This is a genomic window from Labrenzia sp. PO1 (assembly GCF_012273635.1).
Taxonomy (GTDB): domain Bacteria; phylum Pseudomonadota; class Alphaproteobacteria; order Rhizobiales; family Stappiaceae; genus Roseibium; species Roseibium algicola.
On sequence record NZ_JAAXCR010000001.1, the window covers coordinates 250248 to 263988 of the forward strand.

Here is a 13741-nt window from a genome sequence, read left to right on the forward strand (position 1 = left end):
CTATTGGAAGGTTGAACGACATCTTGCCGGGGCGCAATTGACCGGCATGAGAACAGTTCGCCTGAAAGACAGGAAAAAATCATGAGTCTTCAGGAAAACGGTACACAGGCATCCTATGCCGCGCCTGCATTTCGAATTCGGAAAAATCTGAACAGGAACAATCTCTTCATGTTCGGCAGCTGCCTGCTGATGGCGGTGGTGACCGGTCTGCTGATCGTTTCCGCACCGACCGGACTGACGGCTGGTGAAGCGTTGCTGCTGGCCGTGCCGATGTTCGGCTGCGTCGCCATGCATGTGATTCTGCATCGTGTCATGGGCAAGCCGTGCCATGCGCACGCACGAAAGGAGGCCGACCATGTCTAGAAGACCTTTCGCTTTTGCACTTGCCGGTGGGTTCCTGGCGTTGACCTCGGTCGCCTGGGCTGCGGAAGACAACACAATCACGGTCTACAAGTCACCCTGGTGCGGTTGTTGCGAGCTGTGGACCGAGGCTGTCGAGGCTGCCGGCTACAAGGTCGCCGTTCACGATATGGAAGACCTGAGCTCCATCAAGGCGCAGGCAGGCATTCCGGATGACATGCAGGCCTGCCACACGGCGGTGACCGGCGGTGACCGGAAATACATCATCGAAGGACACGTGCCGCTGGAAGCGGTTGAAAAAATGCTGTCGGAGCGTCCGGACATTCGCGGTATCGCGGTTCCGGGCATGCCCCAGGGGTCGCTCGGCATGGGCGACGACCCGACGGCGCAACACACGGTTTACACCCTCGGCCAGAATCCGGCCGATCCTCCCGTCCCTTATCTAGAAACAGGCCAGTAGCCTTCAAATGACGAACCTTACAAGAAGATCATTTCTTGCCGGGTCGGCGAGCCTTACAGGGCTCGCCGTCAGCGGCTGTATGACGACCGCTCCCCAGCAGCCACTTGCCCCCTGGCAGGATCCGTCCGTCCTTGCCATGTACCGTGCGATGCCGGAAGAGCAGTTTCCGATCCCTGCTCCGGATTTGAAGAAGGTACCGGAACGCTACTACCGCAAACAGGTCGATTATCAGACCAGCGAGAAGGTCGGTACGCTGGTCGTCGATACCAGCAACTACTACCTCTACCTCGTCCAGGAAAACGGCAAGGCGATGCGCTACGGCGTCGGCCTGGGTCGTGCCGGGTTCGAATGGTCCGGCCGGGCGCGGATCGCCCGCAAGGCCGCCTGGCCCAAATGGACACCGCCGGAAGAGATGATCCAGCGGCAGCCGGAACTGGAAAAATGGAGCTGGCGTAACGGCGGCATGCCCCCGGGCATCGAAAACCCGCTGGGTGCAAGAGCGCTCTACATCTTCCAGGGCAACAAGGATACCCTCTACCGCATCCACGGCACGGGCGAATACTGGACCATCGGTTCTGCGGTTTCCAGTGGCTGTGTCCGCCTGATCAACCAGGACGTCATCGATCTTTACAGCCGGGTTGCTGACGGATCCCAGATCGTCGTTTTGTAAGGTTCAAGACACGCTTGCGGAAAAGGGGCCGGCCAGCCGGTCCCTTCGCCATCTCCAGCCATCAGCAATGGCTGGTGCGTCCGCTGCCTGGTATCAGCCTGTAATGGCTTTCAGTTCCAGAAAGTCTTCCAGGCCGAATTCGCCATATTCGCGGCCATTTCCGGACTGCTTGTAACCGCCGAACGGCACATCCCAGTCCGGGCTGTTGCCGTTGATATAGACGCTGCCTGCGCGCAGTTTGCGGGCTACGCGTTTCGCCCGTTCCGGATCGCCGGTCTGGATATAGGCGGCAAGGCCGTAAGGCGTATCGTTGGCAATCGCGACAGCCTCCTCTTCCGTGTCGAACGGGATCATCACCAGCACGGGCCCGAAGATCTCGTTACGGGCAATCGACATCTGGTTGGTAACATCGGCAAAGACTGTCGGCTGAACGAAATATCCTGTCTCGAACCCCTTCGGTTTACCTGGACCTCCGGCAACAAGGCGGGCACCGTCTGCCAGACCGCGCTCGATATGACCCTGGATCTTTTCGTATTGCAGGTCACTGATCACCGGCCCGATGTGATCTCCCTCCTCCGCCGGATCCCCGACCTTGGTTTCCGCCGCAATCTTTCCGGCAAGCGCAATAGCCTCGTCATAGACGCTTCGCTCCACGAGCAGACGGGTCGGTGCATCGCAGGACTGACCGGTGTTGGAAAAGCAGCCCGACAGCGACGTGCGCAGGGCCGTTTCCAGGTCCGCATCCGCAAAGAGCAGGTTGGCCGACTTGCCGCCGAGCTCCAGAGCAACACGCTTGACGGTCGGTGCAGCATTCTGACTGACCGCGACGCCGGCACGGGTCGAACCGGTAAAGGACATCATGTCGATATCCGGATGCGAGGACATTGCAGATCCGACGCCCGGTCCATCGCCATTTACCAGATTGAAAACACCAGCCGGGCAGCCGGCCTCATCCAGGATCTCGGCGAAGAGAAGCCCGGAGAGAGGCGCAATTTCACTTGGCTTCAGCACCATGGTGCAACCAGCAGCAAGCGCGGGCGCGACCTTTGCCGCAATCTGGTTGATCGGCCAGTTCCAGGGTGTGATCAAGCCACAAACGCCAATCGGCTCGTGCCGCAGCACGCTGCCGCCACGCGGGCTCGGACGTTCGAACACATGATGCTTCAGGGCTTCCAGTGTCGCTTCCAGGTGGCCGGATCCGGCAGGTGTCTGGCTGCCGCGCGCAAAGCTGCGCGGCGCCCCCATTTCAAGCCGGATCGCTTCGTCCATTTCCTCCGACCGGCGTTGGTAGATCGCGATGACACGCTCAAGAAGCGCGGCACGTTCCTCGACACTTGTTTCCGACCAGCCTGCAAAAGCGGCCTTGGCTGCAGCAACTGCCTTGTCCACATCGGCGGCACTGCCCAGGGAGATCACGGCAACCGGCTTTTCCGTCGCCGGGTTGATCACCTCGAGCGTTTTTGCCTCGACCGGATCGACCCAGGATCCACCGATATAGAACTGCCGCTTTTCAATCATCCGCCTGCTGCTTCCCGTCTGTTCAGTTTCATGTCGTCGCCACTTCTTGGCAGAACCTCATATCCGGCTTCTTCCGGCTCCTCGTCAACCATCTCATCCGGAAAACCCGGTGCCCGGATATCAAGACCGGTTGCATCTTCAAGGCGTTTGATGATGTTGGGCGACAATTCCCGCGGACCATAGCGGTCGATCCCGTCTGCAAAAATCCGGTTGAGAAGCGGCGACACTTCCAGCGGAACCTGATGATCGTCTGCGATTTTCTGGAACAGGCCGATGTCCTTGGCAACAAGATCCATGGTGAAGGAGATGTCGCGCGAGCCGTTGAGGATGACCTGGCTCTCCGTTTCATGGACAAACGAATTACCTGAGGAAATCCGGATTGCCTCGTAAGCCGTGCCAAGATCCATTCCGGCTGCCTTGCAGGTGGTCAGCGCTTCGACCAAAGACACCAGATTGGCCGTTGCCAGATAGTTGGTGACGACTTTCAGAACAGATGCCGAGCCGATCTCGCCGGTGTGCAGCACGCGCCGCCCCAGAACGGTCAGGAGCGGCAGCATGCGCTCGAAGGTTTCCCGCGGACACCCGGCAAAGATCGAGATATTTCCGGTAGCAGCCCTGTGGCAGCCGCCCGAAACCGGGCACTCGATCGCTTCCGCCCCTCTGGCGACGACAAGCCCTGCCAGACGGCGCACTTCGCCGGCATCCGTTGTCGACATTTCCGCCCAGATCCTGCCCGGGCCAATACCTTCCAAAATACCGTCCGGACCTTCCACGACCGCAGCACAGGCTGCCGGACTGGGCAAGCAGGTGATGACGACATCGCAGCTTTCTGCAAGCTCCTTCGGGCTTTGGCCGCGTAGGGCTCCCCTGGCCGCAAAGCTTTCCATAAGCAGCGGATTGAGGTCCAGCACCATGACCTCAAGACCGTTGCGCAGCAGGCTGCCAGCCAGTTTGCCGCCGACATTGCCCAATCCGATGAAACCGACCTGCATGAGAAGCGCCTTTCGTGAAACAGGGTTTGATGCCCTCACTTTGCGCCTCGCCTATAAAATAGAGAAATGATATTAATTCAGCCAATTACCAAACTATTTTTATGAATGAAGAAAATGTCGGCACTCCCCAATCTCGTATGGCTGAGAAGCTTCGAAGCCGTCAGCCGGCTGGGCGGCTTCACCGCAGCGGGCGCGGAACTCGGCCTCACCCAGGCCGCTGTCAGCACGCATATCAGCGCACTGGAAACCCAACTCGGCCATCAACTTTTCGAACGCACCACGCGAAAGCTGGAGCTTACCGCCAGTGGCCGGGCTTATCTGCCGTCGGTACGCAAGGCCTTGCAGGACCTTGCCGTCTCCACGGACAGCCTCTTCGGCAACCGAACGGCCGGCTCCGTAACCATTCGGGCGCCGATTTCCGAAACTGTTCTCATCATCGCCCCTGCCCTGGCGGAGTTCCAGAAGACCCATCCTGAACTGGACATCCGGCTCTTGTCGGCAATCTGGGCCGACACAGCCCTTGAGACCGGCACCGACATCGAGATCCGCCTCGGCACAGGCAATTGGCCAGGTGCGCATGCAGAACCGCTGGGACCGGAAAAGATCGTGCCGGTGTGTCATCCAGCGCTGGCCGAAAGATTGAAGGAACCGGCGGATCTGATGGATCTTCCACGCATTCACATTCTCGGCTTCGACGATCACTGGCCACGTTTTTTCGAAGCTCAGTCCCTCACGCAGCCATCCGGACACTCGGGCGTCACCGTCGACACCTCCCTCGCGGCGGTTGAACTGGCGGCTGCCGGCGGCGGTGTCGCCCTGCTGCTGGGCAAGGTTGCAGCCCGGCTGGTGGGAAGCGGACGGCTGACGACCCCTCTGGACCCGGGGCTGCCTTCCATGCGCACCCATTACCTGCTGAACCGCGACAATTCCTCACCGCGAAAACCGGCGGTTCAACGGGTGGAAACCTGGCTGCGAGACCTGTTTGCAGCATAGGCCGGTGGCTATTCCGGTCAGGTCAAGCGCTCACCTGCGCGCTGGAAGTGGGCAAGAGGCTCATATCGTTTTCAATAGGTGCACGTCTCCGCGTTCACAGGCACTCACCCCAGCGAAAAACCGATAAGATTTTGAAATACATTTCTTTTTAGAGGTCCAATCGCAGGGCATACTGGATCCCGGTCTTGTCGCTGGTGCGACAAACCGGGATGACAAGCCAAGGACGTGTGACAATGACGGAGCAGGCTGAGCTGCGAGATCCTCCCTGTCCGTACCACACCCTCGTCATGCCATGGCTCGACCATGGCATCCATGCCGATGCAAAACGACACGGCAACGCCTATCGATTTGGAAAGGCCAGGGAATGGATTGCCGGATCAAGTCCGGCAATGACGGGGAGCGTGGGGATTAGGAATGGGGCTATCTGAACGCCGTTGTTACCGCGGATGCGCCTCAGAAGGTCACTCCGCTGCGAACAGCTTTGCCGTCATCGCCAGGCTTGCGCCACAGGGTTCTTCTGCTTCGCCGCTCACCTCTACCCCGCCCTCGGCAGGGCGCAGGTTGACGAAGTCGTAGAGCGAGCGGTCGAGGAGATGCGACGGCCGGGTGTGGCCGAGAGCGCGGGCCATGACGCCAAGGCGGCCGGGTGTTGCCTTTTCCCAGCCCTGCAGCATGCGTTTCACTTCCTCGCGCTGCAGGCCGTCCTGCGAGCCACAGAGATTGCAGGGAATGATCGGAAACTGCATGCCGTTGGCAAAGCGTGCGATGTCGCTTTCAGCCGAATAGGCAAGCGGGCGGAGCACCAGAAGATCGCCCTCGTCGTTGATCAGCTTGGGCGGCATGGAGGCCAGACGGCCACCGTGGAAGAGGTTCATGAAGAACGTCTCCAGAATATCTTCCCGGTGATGGCCGAGCACGATGGCCTCGCAGCCCTGCTCCCGTGCGATCCGGTAGAGAATTCCGCGGCGCAGGCGCGAACACAGCGAACAATAGGTGCGGTGCTCGGGGATCTTGTCGGTGACAATGGAATAGGTGTCTTCGCGCACGATGATGTGCTCGATACCGTTGTCCTCGAAGAATTTCGGCAGGATGTCCGCCGGAAAACCGGGCTGAGCCTGATCCAGATTGCAGGCGATCAGGTCGACCGGCAGCAGCCCCCGCCATTTCAGTTCGACCAGCACCGCCAGCAGCGTGTAACTGTCCTTGCCACCAGACAGGCAGACCAGCCACTTCGGCCGCTTTTCCTGCGAAGCCCCTTCCGGCAGCATCCCGAAGTCGGCAATCGCCTCACGCGCCTGGCGCAAAAGGCGCTTTCTCAGCTTCTTGAACTCGACGCTCGCAGGTGCATTGCGAAGCAACGCGGGTACGTCGATGTCGGTACTGTCGGCAATATCGTTCATTTGAGAAGCTCGGCGGCTTGTTGGGTTCGCTGTCTTTGCGCTGACATAGCGGATCAAGGCTGCCGGGAAAAGGGAAAAGCCGTGCGTATCAGGGGATGGCAGTTCGCTCACTGGAGCTGTTCTTGCCATTTCCCAGCGTATTGCTTCAGCCGAGAGAGACGTTCGCCGCCGCGTCCGCGTGGGCCAGCCTGCGGCCGTTTTTCAGTATCACCGTCCGCCACCAGCAACGCGGCGCCGATACTGGTTCCGGTGAGCGACCCAGCCGATGCTTCAACTGGCCGCCCTGTCGCAGCCTCCAGCATGTCAAGGTAAAGCCCGTTCTGAGCGAACGGCCCCTCCACAACAATTGGACCTTCTGCTCCGGTCATCGCCAGGCACTCTGCCGTCACCAGCGCCAGATAGAAGGACAGAGCCGCAAAGCATTCGCCGTCGCTCAGGAGCGATTCATCCACGCTCCAGTGATACTCCCTGCCCTGGAAAGGGCCGGAGCGTGGGTCGACAGCGGGAAAAAGCATGATCTCGCGAGAAAGCACCGTATCAATCTGTTCTTCCGAACAGCCCTTTTCACGACCCTTCAGGATCAAGTCGAACTCACGCCCCCCCATGAACCTTGCCGAAGGCACAGGATCACCGAAAGCGTTGACGTTGATCAGCGTGTCGCGGGACGGGTCGAGGAGCACCCGACCGCCTCCTATCGCCAGCACGATCACCCAGGTGCCGGTAGAGACGACCGAAAACGGAGGCTGTCGCTGGATCAGATGCGGATAAAGCGACGCGTTGGAATCGTGAATGCCGCAGGCGACCGGAATATCCTTCGGCAATCCGGTCCGGGCCACAACCTCCGGCAGGACGGACCCGAGACGATCACCCGCCTTGCGCACGCGAGCCATCTTCTCCTCCAGACCGAGCCGGTCCACAAGCGAGGAGAACCGGTTTTCTGATGGGCACCACAGGTCGGTATGACAACCGAGCGAAGTTACCTCGTTGGAAAGAACGCCGGTGAGCTTGTAGGTCCAGTATTGCGGATAAGTCAGAACGGTCGCCACCCGGTTAAGCAGACCCGGGTCCGTTTTCAGTTGCCAATGGAGTTGCGCGCCCAGATTGAGGCCCATGCCGAGCCTGGGTGACCCGGTTTCCGCAAAGTCCGGCCGGATCGCATCATAGGCGGCCGCCAGGTCGTCCGGGCCGGTGAATTCATAGTCCAGCATCGGCGCGGCAAGGTTCCCTTCCGCGTCCAGAAGAACGGCGCTGGCACCATGCGTCGTCACCGACAGCGCATCGATACCCTGGGCCTTGTGCAGCTCCCTCAGCGCGTCGCAGATGAAATCCCAGTGGCCTTCCAGGTCGAAATGCGGATAGGGCGGCCCCGGCAGGACCGAGTTGGGCCGCGTCAGGACGCCAAGTTCCCTGCGCAGGTCCAGATCGACCACGGCAACCTTCGCATTGGTCTTGCCGATATCGATGACGCCCACATTCCGGATCGCTGCCATCAACGCTCAATCCATGTGAAAAACGGTTGTGAGCGGTGTTGCCACTGGTTCGTTGTCCGGTTTTGTCGCCATCACATCGGCCATATGTGCCCACCATTTCCGCATCACCGGGTGGTTCGGCAGATCGTCCATCTTGTGGCCTTCCTGGCGCCAAAGCACGCCGAAGAGGATGTCGGTCTCGGGATCCAGATGAATTGAATAGTCGCTGATGCCTGCGTCTTTCAACAAGGCCACCAGTTCCGGCCAGATTTCGTCATGGCGCTTCCGGTATTCCGCTTCCATGCCCGGATTGAGCTTCATCTTGAAGGCATATTTTTCCATGGTTCAGGCCTTCCGCTTTGCGAGAACCCGGTGGGCGATGCGCGGCAAGGCAATGACGGCAATCAGCAGCAGACCGATGAAGATCGACATGACGATGCCCGGTACGTTGAGCAGGCCAAACCCGAAGGTGACCATGCCCATCACAAAAGCAGCGATCACCACGCCCGGAATGGAGCCGGAGCCACCGAGAATATTGACGCCGCCCAGCACCACCATTGTCACGATCTCAAGCTCCCAGCCGAAGGCAATCGATGGTCTTGTCGCCCCGAGGCGCGAGGTCAGGCAGATGGCGGCAACACCGGACATAAGCCCCGTGAGCAGGAAAAGCGCGAATTTGACCCGCGGCACGCGAATACCGGAAAAAAGCGCACCGACCGGATTGTTGCCGACAACATAGACCGCACGGCCAAAGTTCGTCTTGTGCAGAATGACAGCGAAAACAATGGCGAGCAGCGCGAACAGGACGAACTCGAAGGAGATCACCCACCAGACGTAACCCTGCCCGAAAAAGGCAAAGTCGGACGGATAGCCGGTGTAGGCCTTGTCGCCGAGCACGATATAGGAAATGCCGCGGAACAGGCTCATGGTGCCGATGGTCACCACGATGGACGGCAGGCCGAAGCCGGTCACCAGGAAGCCGTTGAAGGCACCGCACAACAGCCCTGTGCCGAGGCCGATCAACACCAGAACCGGCGTATCGGCCCCCATCTGGACGGCAAAGCCCATGGCCGTGGACGAAAGCGCGATAATCGAGGCAACCGAAAGGTCGATCTCGCCGGAAATGATCAGAAGCCCCATTGCAAAGGCGATCATCGCCTTTTCGGTGAAATTGAAGGTCGCGTCTGAGAGGTTCCACGGGTCGAGGAAGTAAGGCGAGGCAAAGCTGTTCAGCGTGAAGACGGCGACGGCGACCACGAGTAGCAGCAGTTCCCAGCTCACCAGAAACCGCTGCAGCGGCGACTTCAGCCTGTCCGGAATCTGACGCCCCTGCGCGCCGGTGTCTGGGGTGGCGAGGCTCATGCTGCGTGCTCCGCTTTTTTCAGGATCACCCGGCCCTTGGTCCGGTTGGACGTGGCGTTGAAGGCTACGGCGATGATGATTGCGCTGCCGGAAATCGCGAGTTGCCAGAAGGGCGAGATATTGATCACCGGAAGGGCGTTCTTGACGATACCGAGGAACAGCGCACCGAGCAGAGCCCCGCCGACAGACCCGATACCGCCGGCAATCGAGATCCCGCCGATGACACAGGCCGCGACCACCTCAAGTTCGAAGCCGCCGGCGATATCGACATAGGCAACGGCATAGCGGGCAACCCAGAGATAGCCGGTGAGACCGGCAAGCGCGCCGGAAATGACATAGGCGGCGCATTGGGTGAGGCCGACATTGATGCCCGTATAGACCGCCGCGTGCGGATTGCCGCCAACGGCAAAGAAAGCCCTGCCAAGTGGTGTCCGCCCGACCAGAACGATAAACCCGATCACGACAGCGATCGCGATCCACGACAGAACCGGTAGGCCAAGCACGACCTCACGCGGGAAGGCCTTGAAGGCGTCACTCATTTCATGGGCGTTGATCCACTCCCCGCCGGAAATGACGAAGATGATGCCCCGGTAGATGGTCATCGTGCCAAGGGTGACGACAATGGGCGGAATATCCAGCTTCCAGACAAGCAGTCCGTTCGCGAGCCCCATCAAGGCCCCAAGACAGATCGCCAGGGCCAGGATAACCGGCACCGGCAGACCGGGCATGGCCATGTTGAGCATGGAAACCACCATGCCGGTGAGCGCCAGGTTCGCGGCAACGGACAGATCGATACACCGGGTGAGGATCACCACCATCTGGCCGAGTGCCAGAATGATCAGCGGAGCCGTGTCGTTGAAGACATTTGCCAGGTTCGACGGAGCGACGAAGCCGGGAAAGCGAGTGGCGATAGCGAGAACCAGAACCAGGATGGCTCCGGCGAGAATGGTCTCGCGCGATTTCATCAGCGAGCGGATCATGTGCGCACCTCCGTGATGCCGGCAGCCGCCCGCACCAGATGTTCGGGCGACAGGTCAGCGCCTTCAAATTCGGCGGCGATACGCCCCTCCCGCATGACAATCACCCGGTCGGACATGCCGAGAATTTCGGGAATTTCGGACGACACCATGATCACCGCCAGACCTTCGGCGGCCAGTTCCGCCATGAATTCATGCACCGCGGCCTTGGACCCGATGTCGATGCCCTTGGTCGGCTCGTCCAGGATGATCACCCTCGGCTTGGTCGCAAGCCATTTGGCGATGACAACCTTCTGCTGGTTGCCGCCGGACAGTTCGCCGATATCCTGGTCAAGCGCTGCTGCGCGCAAGTCCAGCCGCCGCGTGTAATCGCGGGCCAGCTTGAATTCCTCCGCAAGCCGCAGGAACCCCTTGCGCGAGGTTTCCTTGAGCGACGGCAGCGAGACATTCTGGAAAATGGGCAGGCCCTTGATGGCCCCCTGTTTGCCCCGATCCTCCGGGACATAGACGATGCCCTGCCGGATAGCCTCGTTGGGATCGCGAATGACGGCGATCCTGTCGTCTATCCGGATTGCCCCCTTGGAAGGCCTGGTCACGCCGAACAGCGCCTGCATGAATTCGCTGCGCCCGGCCCCCACAAGGCCGTAAAACCCAAGGATCTCTCCCGCACGAAGCGTGAAACCGATGTCCTCGAATTCCGTCGGGTGGCAATAGCCGACAACCTTCAGCACTTCCTCACCCAGTTGCGGTGCCCGTTTCGGGAATACCTGGTCGACCGACCGGCCGACCATGAGCTTGACCAGCTCCTGTTCGGAAACAGCCTCGATCTTGCCCTTGCCGACCATCTGGCCGTCCCGGAAAACCGTGTAGCGGTCCGCGATGCGGAAGATCTCGTCGAACTTGTGACTGATGAAAAGGATCGCCTTGCCTTCCGCCTTCAGGCGTTCCACCAGCTCGTAGGTTTCCTCGATTTCCTTGTGGGACAGCGAGGCGGTCGGCTCATCCATGATGACGATCTTGGCGTCGATGGAGAGCGCCCGGGCAATCGCCACCAGGTGCTTGTTGGCAATACCGAGATCCTTCAGAGTGACATTCGGATCGATCCTGGCGCCGACCCGGTCGAGCAGCGCTTGTGCCTTGCGCAGCATTTCCTTGCGGTCAATCAGCCCGAAACGGGTTTTCGGCGCATGGCCGATGAAAATGTTTTCTGCCACCGACAGGTCGTCGAACAGGACGGTTTCCTGGTGGATCGCCGTCACCCCTGCCCGGCCCGCGTCCTGGGCAGTGGGAAAGGAAACCGGTGCGCCATTGATCGCGATTGCGCCCTCGTCCGGCTGATAGATGCCGGTCAGGATCTTCACGATGGTGGATTTACCCGCGCCGTTTTCCCCCACCAGGGCAGTAACTTCCCCCGGGAACAGCTCCAGCGATACCTCGGAAAGCGCCTTCACGCCCGGGAACGATTTGGAGATACCGCTGAGCGTCAGTACCGGCCCCGCGCCGTCTTCCGTTTGCGGATGCGTGTCCGCTATGCCCTGCGTGTTCGCAAGCATGACCATTTCCCGGAGCCTGGAGTTTCGTTGCTGGTTTCAAAGACCCGGTGCGCATGGCACCGGGTCTGACATGTTTCTATCGTCCGGTCCTGGCGACCAGCTTAGAAAATGTCCTTGAAGTCGTCGATGTTGGAGCTGTCATAGACGAACGGGTCCGCCATCGCGCCTTCGTTGCTGTCGTTGAGCGTCAGCGTGCCCATACGGCCCATCGGGATTTCCGCACCCGGCTTTGCTTCCGCGGCGCCGGTGGACAGGTTGTAGGCCAGCATGGTTGCCGAATAGCCGAGATCGATCGGGTTCCAGATGGCGAACGACTTGGATGCACCGGATGCGATGTGGCCAGCCATTTCTGACGGCAGGCCGAGCCCGGTCACGTTGACCTGACCGGCTTTTTCGGCGTCAGAGACCGCCTGAGCGGCCGCAACGATACCCACGGACGTCGGCGCGATGATCGCCTTCAGGTCCGGATAGGTCTGCATCAGGCCCTGGGCTTCACGGTAGGACTTGTCGGCAAGGTCATCACCGTAGACGGTGGCGACCACGTTGATGCCCGGATAATTGTCCTTCACCTTGTTCATTTCCTCGATCCAGATATTCTGGTTCGTGGCGGTTGCGGACGCGGACAGGACGGCGACATCACCGCCATCGGGCAGATGATCGGCGGCCAGCTTGATGATCATGTTGCCGATCAGCGGATTGGAAGACGGATTGAGGTGAAGCTGGCGACCTTCCGGTGCAACGCCGCTGTCCCAGGAAATCACGGTAATGCCGCGGTCCATGGCTTTCTTCAGTGCCGGAACCAGGGCGTCCTGATCGTTGGCGGAGATTGCAATGGCATCGACCTTCTGGGCGATCAGCGCGTTGATGACCTCGATCTGACCTTCTGCGGTCGTGTCGGTCGGGCCGGTGTAGATGATCTCGACATCACCGAGTTCCTTGGCGGCCTCTTCAGCGCCCTTGGCGGCAGCTTCAAAGAAGCCGATGCCGAGCGCCTTGACGACAAGGGCGATGCGTTTTTCCGCGGCACTGGCCGGTGCGGCGATGCAGACGGCGGCGACTGCTGTTGCCGCCAGAAGTGACTTGAGCAATTTCATGGTCTTCCTCCCTAAAGTGCTGCCGGCCCCTCCCAAGGTCCGGACAGTGTGCCGGCTACCCGTTCGAGGTTGCCTTGGTCTGTGCGGCGCTTGTTTCCGCCACGATCAGATGGATGTCGGCCTGTTCCAGCATGTTGGCCGCGCTGTCGGGGATCCTGTCATCGGTGATGACGGTGGAAATCCGCTCGAGCGGGCACAGGATAAGGCTGGAACGTGCGCTGAATTTCGACGAATCCGCCAGAACCACCAGTTCATCCGCCTGGCCGATCAGCTTCTGCTCGGCCTGAATGAGCAACGGATCGGCCTCCATGAGCCCAAGCGGCCCAAGCCCCTGAGCGCCCATGAACATGCGCGTCGCGTAGAAGTTCCGGGTCACGTCATTGTCGAAGGGGCTCAGGATGATGTTCTGTTCGCGATAGATCACCCCGCCCGAGAGCATGATGGTGTTCTTGGAATTCTTGAGGAGATGCTCGGCAATCGGAAACGAGTTGGTGAACACCTGGCAGCGCTTGGTTGCCAGCGGATGCACCATCTGAAAGGTGGTTGTGCCGCCGTTGATGATAATGGCATCGCCATCCTCGCACAGCTCCACCGCCTTTTGCGCGATTGCGCGTTTCTGAGCGATGTTGATCGTTTCGTTGACACTGAACGGACGCCCCGCCAGCCCGACGAACTGCGGCGGATGAATGCTCTCCGCCCCACCCCGCACGCGGCGCAGCTTCTTCTGTACATGCAGCTGGGCAATATCACGACGGATGGTCGCTTCTGAGGAATCCGTCAACGCCACCAGCTCCTGCACCGTCACGACCGGACGATCCTGGACTGCGGACAATATGATCCTGTGGCGTTCTTTCTCGTGCATCTGGTCCTCCCATTGATCAAACGTTTCCACC

The 13741-nt window shown here is 60.2% G+C and carries 14 protein-coding genes; 4 read left to right on the forward strand and 10 right to left on the reverse strand.

The annotated features are described in order from the left end of the window. Nucleotides 1–81 precede the first annotated feature (81 nt). From HCG46_RS01245 to HCG46_RS01255, 3 genes are all read left to right on the forward strand, one after another. On the forward strand, nucleotides 82–363 hold the full coding sequence (locus tag HCG46_RS01245; protein ID WP_075284709.1) for a hypothetical protein: 282 nt from the start codon (nucleotides 82–84) through the stop codon (nucleotides 361–363). Further along, nucleotides 356–820, forward strand: a complete 465-nt coding sequence (locus tag HCG46_RS01250; protein ID WP_168684197.1) for a DUF411 domain-containing protein — start codon at nucleotides 356–358, stop codon at nucleotides 818–820. The genes HCG46_RS01245 and HCG46_RS01250 overlap by 8 nt, the downstream gene beginning before the upstream one ends. 79 nt (nucleotides 821–899) lie before the next feature. Beyond that, nucleotides 900–1490 (forward strand): L,D-transpeptidase, encoded by a 591-nt coding sequence (locus HCG46_RS01255; protein ID WP_077292536.1) that lies wholly within the window; start codon nucleotides 900–902, stop codon nucleotides 1488–1490. Nucleotides 1491–1583: 93 nt separating this feature from the next. Here HCG46_RS01255 and HCG46_RS01260 read toward each other — a convergent pair whose 3' ends face one another. Then, nucleotides 1584–3008, reverse strand: coding sequence for an aldehyde dehydrogenase family protein (locus HCG46_RS01260; protein ID WP_152506201.1), 1425 nt, complete (start codon nucleotides 3006–3008; stop codon nucleotides 1584–1586). Continuing rightward, a complete protein-coding gene (locus tag HCG46_RS01265) occupies nucleotides 3005–4000 on the reverse strand; it encodes an NAD(P)-dependent oxidoreductase (RefSeq protein ID WP_168684199.1) in 996 nt (331 codons plus the stop codon). Before HCG46_RS01265 ends, HCG46_RS01260 begins: the two co-directional genes overlap by 4 nt. A gap of 114 nt (nucleotides 4001–4114) precedes the next feature. Between HCG46_RS01265 and HCG46_RS01270 the strand changes: the two genes are divergently transcribed. Then, nucleotides 4115–4993, forward strand: coding sequence for a LysR substrate-binding domain-containing protein (locus tag HCG46_RS01270; RefSeq protein ID WP_168684202.1), 879 nt, complete (start codon nucleotides 4115–4117; stop codon nucleotides 4991–4993). Nucleotides 4994–5454: 461 nt separating this feature from the next. Here the strand turns inward: HCG46_RS01270 and ttcA are convergent, their stop codons facing one another. From ttcA to HCG46_RS01310, 8 genes are all read right to left on the reverse strand, one after another. Further along, on the reverse strand, nucleotides 5455–6393 hold the full coding sequence (gene ttcA / locus HCG46_RS01275; RefSeq protein WP_062488367.1) for a tRNA 2-thiocytidine(32) synthetase TtcA: 939 nt from the start codon (nucleotides 6391–6393) through the stop codon (nucleotides 5455–5457). Nucleotides 6394–6500: 107 nt separating this feature from the next. Further along, nucleotides 6501–7883 (reverse strand): FGGY-family carbohydrate kinase, encoded by a 1383-nt coding sequence (locus HCG46_RS01280; RefSeq protein ID WP_168684204.1) that lies wholly within the window; start codon nucleotides 7881–7883, stop codon nucleotides 6501–6503. Between the two features lie 6 nt (nucleotides 7884–7889). Then, nucleotides 7890–8204, reverse strand: coding sequence for an L-rhamnose mutarotase (gene rhaM / locus HCG46_RS01285; protein ID WP_168684206.1), 315 nt, complete (start codon nucleotides 8202–8204; stop codon nucleotides 7890–7892). 3 nt (nucleotides 8205–8207) lie between these two features. Continuing rightward, nucleotides 8208–9224: an ABC transporter permease gene (locus HCG46_RS01290; RefSeq protein WP_075283903.1), complete on the reverse strand. Its 1017-nt coding sequence runs from the start codon at nucleotides 9222–9224 to the stop codon at nucleotides 8208–8210. After that, nucleotides 9221–10204, reverse strand: coding sequence for an ABC transporter permease (locus tag HCG46_RS01295; protein WP_168684208.1), 984 nt, complete (start codon nucleotides 10202–10204; stop codon nucleotides 9221–9223). Before HCG46_RS01295 ends, HCG46_RS01290 begins: the two co-directional genes overlap by 4 nt. After that, nucleotides 10201–11754 (reverse strand): sugar ABC transporter ATP-binding protein, encoded by a 1554-nt coding sequence (locus HCG46_RS01300; RefSeq protein ID WP_168684211.1) that lies wholly within the window; start codon nucleotides 11752–11754, stop codon nucleotides 10201–10203. The genes HCG46_RS01295 and HCG46_RS01300 overlap by 4 nt, the downstream gene beginning before the upstream one ends. Before the next feature lie 101 nt (nucleotides 11755–11855). Beyond that, a complete protein-coding gene (gene rhaS / locus HCG46_RS01305; RefSeq protein WP_023000853.1) occupies nucleotides 11856–12848 on the reverse strand; it encodes a rhamnose ABC transporter substrate-binding protein in 993 nt (330 codons plus the stop codon). 55 nt (nucleotides 12849–12903) lie between these two features. Continuing rightward, entirely contained in the window at nucleotides 12904–13710 is an 807-nt protein-coding gene (locus HCG46_RS01310; RefSeq protein ID WP_031269240.1) for a DeoR/GlpR family DNA-binding transcription regulator, read from the reverse strand. Between the last annotated feature and the right edge of the window lie 31 nt (nucleotides 13711–13741).

Excerpts from the sequence above, each read along its gene's own strand:
- HCG46_RS01245 (WP_075284709.1), top strand. The coding sequence starts at position 82 with ATGAGTCTTCAGGAAAACGGTACACAGGCATCCTATGCCGCGCCTGCA.
- HCG46_RS01250 (WP_168684197.1), top strand. The coding sequence starts at position 356 with ATGTCTAGAAGACCTTTCGCTTTTGCACTTGCCGGTGGGTTCCTGGCG.
- HCG46_RS01255 (WP_077292536.1), top strand. The coding sequence starts at position 900 with ATGACGACCGCTCCCCAGCAGCCACTTGCCCCCTGGCAGGATCCGTCC.
- HCG46_RS01260 (WP_152506201.1), bottom strand. The coding sequence starts at position 3,008 with ATGATTGAAAAGCGGCAGTTCTATATCGGTGGATCCTGGGTCGATCCG.
- HCG46_RS01265 (WP_168684199.1), bottom strand. The coding sequence starts at position 4,000 with ATGCAGGTCGGTTTCATCGGATTGGGCAATGTCGGCGGCAAACTGGCT.
- HCG46_RS01270 (WP_168684202.1), top strand. The coding sequence starts at position 4,115 with ATGTCGGCACTCCCCAATCTCGTATGGCTGAGAAGCTTCGAAGCCGTC.
- ttcA (WP_062488367.1), bottom strand. The coding sequence starts at position 6,393 with ATGAACGATATTGCCGACAGTACCGACATCGACGTACCCGCGTTGCTT.
- HCG46_RS01280 (WP_168684204.1), bottom strand. The coding sequence starts at position 7,883 with ATGGCAGCGATCCGGAATGTGGGCGTCATCGATATCGGCAAGACCAAT.
- rhaM (WP_168684206.1), bottom strand. The coding sequence starts at position 8,204 with ATGGAAAAATATGCCTTCAAGATGAAGCTCAATCCGGGCATGGAAGCG.
- HCG46_RS01290 (WP_075283903.1), bottom strand. The coding sequence starts at position 9,224 with ATGAGCCTCGCCACCCCAGACACCGGCGCGCAGGGGCGTCAGATTCCG.
- HCG46_RS01295 (WP_168684208.1), bottom strand. The coding sequence starts at position 10,204 with ATGATCCGCTCGCTGATGAAATCGCGCGAGACCATTCTCGCCGGAGCC.
- HCG46_RS01300 (WP_168684211.1), bottom strand. The coding sequence starts at position 11,754 with ATGCTTGCGAACACGCAGGGCATAGCGGACACGCATCCGCAAACGGAA.
- rhaS (WP_023000853.1), bottom strand. The coding sequence starts at position 12,848 with ATGAAATTGCTCAAGTCACTTCTGGCGGCAACAGCAGTCGCCGCCGTC.
- HCG46_RS01310 (WP_031269240.1), bottom strand. The coding sequence starts at position 13,710 with ATGCACGAGAAAGAACGCCACAGGATCATATTGTCCGCAGTCCAGGAT.